Raw genomic sequence first — 2,904 nt, 5'->3', positions numbered from 1 at the left:
GCTGGATAATCTCAGCACGGGTAATCTTGCCAATCTTGCCGACGTCAAGGATTGTATCGAGTTTATTGAAGGGGATATCTGCGACGGCGCGCTGGTGAAACGGGTGATGGAGGGGGTAGAGTACGTCTTCCATCAGGCGGCGCTGGCCAGCGTCCCGCGAAGTGTGGAGTATCCGCTCGACACGCACGCCGCATGTGTTACGGGGACGGTGACGCTCCTCGATGCCGCGCGGAGGACCGGGCGCATCCGTCGCTTTGTTTACGCCGGCTCAAGCAGCGCGTACGGCGACCAACCATTCAGTGCCAAGCGGGAGACTGACCTCCCCGATCCGATTTCACCGTATGGTGCCGCCAAGTTGGCGGGTGAGTACTACTGCCGGGCATTTTATGCCACATACGGGTTGCCCACTGTGGTGATTCGCTATTTCAACGTCTTCGGTCCGCGGCAGGATCCGAATAGCCCCTATTCGGCTGTTATTCCTCTGTTCATCACGGCAATTCTCCGGGGTCGCCGCCCGGTTATTTTCGGCGACGGACTCCAGTCCCGCGATTTTACGTACGTGGAGAACGTGGTGCATGCCAATCTTCTGGCGGCGGAAAAGCCGGGAGTGGAGGGACGTGTCTTCAATGCCGCCAACGGCAAGAGCATCACCCTTCTAGAGTTGATTGCCGCGCTCAACGAAGTCCTGGGAACCGAGGTGGAGCCGGAATTCGCTCCGCCCAGACCGGGAGATATTCGCGAGAGCATGGCCGACATCACCCTCGCCCGCCGTCTGCTGGGATACGAGCCCCGGGTGGACTTTCGGGAGGGCCTGCGTCGCTCCGTGGAATACTATCGGCACATTTGCCAGTAGGGAGATGGTCCGCAGACCGAGTCCCAGGACCCAACCGTCCGGATCACGCCACGGGGTCAGCAGGGGTGGTCAGAATGCCGTGCCCGCCTTGGCTCGCGGCGGTTGTCGCGGCTGGAAGATTTCGCTGACGGCTCCGGTCGACCGCCGAATGACTTCACCCTCCTTGGGCTTGGCCCGAAAATCGGCCGGATTCGCGCCCGGTCCGAACCGCACCACGTGGGTTTCCCGTTTGTAACCGATGCGACGGAGCAATTCGCGCACGGAAATCCGCTGGACCGCCATCTCGTCCGCCCGTTTGAGCATATCCGATCGGGCCTGGATCACAGCGACATTGGTTCCCTCCGGCGGTTCATTACCCACCACAATGTAGTCGGTGTCGGCCGTGATCTGACCGTGAAGATTTCCTTCATCGTCGAGCCAGGCGTCCACCACCCCGTTGCTTTGCCGGATGATGCTGATGAGCAGTTCCTGATCGCTCCGCCCATCATCGTCAATATCGACAAAGTTGGTAATGGCGAACCGCCGCCGGTCTCCTGGCGACCAAATGAGGGTGCTGATCACATCGCCGGGCATGATGGGATCACTCACTTTGTCGTCGATGATGCGGGCTTCAGCGAGGTGAGGACCGCGGATGGCCGTCACCTCGATGCCGCCTTTGCGTTCCGCGTCAGCAATATTCAATGTGTTTCCGGGGAAGACCGCAAACGTGGTTCCCACCGACAGTCCGTCGGCCTCGCCCAGGTTGATCCACACCGTGCCCAGTTGCTGGTTCACCCATTGAATGCGACCATCCGGCGTTTCCAGACGCGGATTCTTGGTGGCTTCCAGTTCCTTGGTACGGACGGAAAGCAGGGCGGAAACTGTCCGGATGCGGCGATCGAAATCTTTCTTGGCAGCATCCAACTGCGCCAACGCATCCTGGGCCTGCTGCTGCGCCTCGATCACCCGTTTTTGTAAATCATCTCGGGCCTGGAAAGACGCCTGCAGGTCGGCCGTGAATTTCTGACGCTCCTGCGTGAGGGTCGCTTCCGCCTGATCCGCTCGATTCTTCTGCTGGGCGATCAATGGAGCTTTGCTCGCTTCAAGTTGAGCGATCTTGGCCTCCGCATCCCGGAGTTTCTGCTCGGTTGCCACGAGCGTGGCACTTTTCGCCTGGAGCGTCTTGAAGAGATGGTCCAGCACAGTGCGATAGTTTTGCTGGGAAGGATCGAGATCCGCCCCGTAGGTTTCCAGTTCCTGCTTGGCCGTCTGGGTGATTTTGTCCATCGGGTCGGTGGTGCTGAAACCGAGGATGGTCTTCAGCGTGTTGAGGTCGGTTTGAGCCGATCGCGCCGCATCATTGGCTTTTGCGGCCTCCTCCAGGGCGGCCTGAGCTTTGCGGTACTGTTCGTCATACTGACGGAAAAAGAGGTAGGTGAAAACGGCCAGCAAGAGCGTCAGAATGACGAACGTGATCAAGGCAATTTGCAGCCCTTGGTTCTCACGTGCCATGACAAGCTTACTCCTCGACGTCCTGGATTTTAGGGAGTGCCTCGCTCAGGATTTCGCGCCCGGCCGGTGCCGACCCACCGACATTCCGACCGCGATTCCGAAAAAGTGGGCCTGGAAACCTTGGCAATTTGGGTAATACAAGCCTACGTCGATTCTAAACAGCCCTGTGTAGTGTGTCAATCAAAAGCCGCGCCTGTCAGTTCCCTCCGCCCATGGGGACGCGAACAACCAGACGGGCGTGGGCGGGAACGACATCCAGCCCGGTGGCACCCGCTTGTCAGGTCCACATTCGGAGGGACGTGCTTGCCACGTCCGCATTCCGACGTTGGAACATCCATTTCGCCCACCGGGCCCTAACTCTTCGGGTCAGTTATCGTTTCGACGGTAGAGGCAATTCATGAATTGCCCCTACACGCTGCGCCGATGCCATCTCGGCGGTTTTTGCAACAGTAACCATGAATCAAAAGCCGGGCCGGAAGAGCTCGGTTGTCCGACGAGTCGCCTTTTCATCTTTTCACCCTTCGCGGCGGGGCTCTCCCTTGTTGATTATCGCTTCTATC

Annotated in this window: 2 protein-coding genes; one reads left to right on the top strand and one right to left on the bottom strand. The window is 59.2% G+C overall.

What is annotated here, in order from left to right; all coding sequences use genetic code 11:
- On the top strand, positions 1 to 853 hold an 853-nt coding region (locus H5U08_RS14620; RefSeq protein ID WP_297034611.1), incomplete at its 5' end, for an SDR family oxidoreductase.
- A 69-nt stretch (positions 854 to 922) separates the two neighbouring features.
- Here the strand turns inward: H5U08_RS14620 and H5U08_RS14615 are convergent.
- The gene (locus H5U08_RS14615) at positions 923 to 2,344 is read right to left on the bottom strand and encodes a hypothetical protein (protein ID WP_297034608.1); all 1,422 of its coding nucleotides are present in this window, start codon (positions 2,342 to 2,344) and stop codon (positions 923 to 925) included.
- Between the last annotated feature and the right edge of the window lie 560 nt (positions 2,345 to 2,904).

Origin of the sequence: Thermogutta sp. (genome assembly GCF_014359955.1) — a bacterium.
In the GTDB taxonomy this organism is placed as follows: Bacteria; Planctomycetota; Planctomycetia; order Pirellulales; family Thermoguttaceae; genus Thermogutta.
The sequence above is the reverse complement of the archived record's forward strand: the minus strand, read 5'-3'. Positions and strand labels throughout refer to the sequence as shown.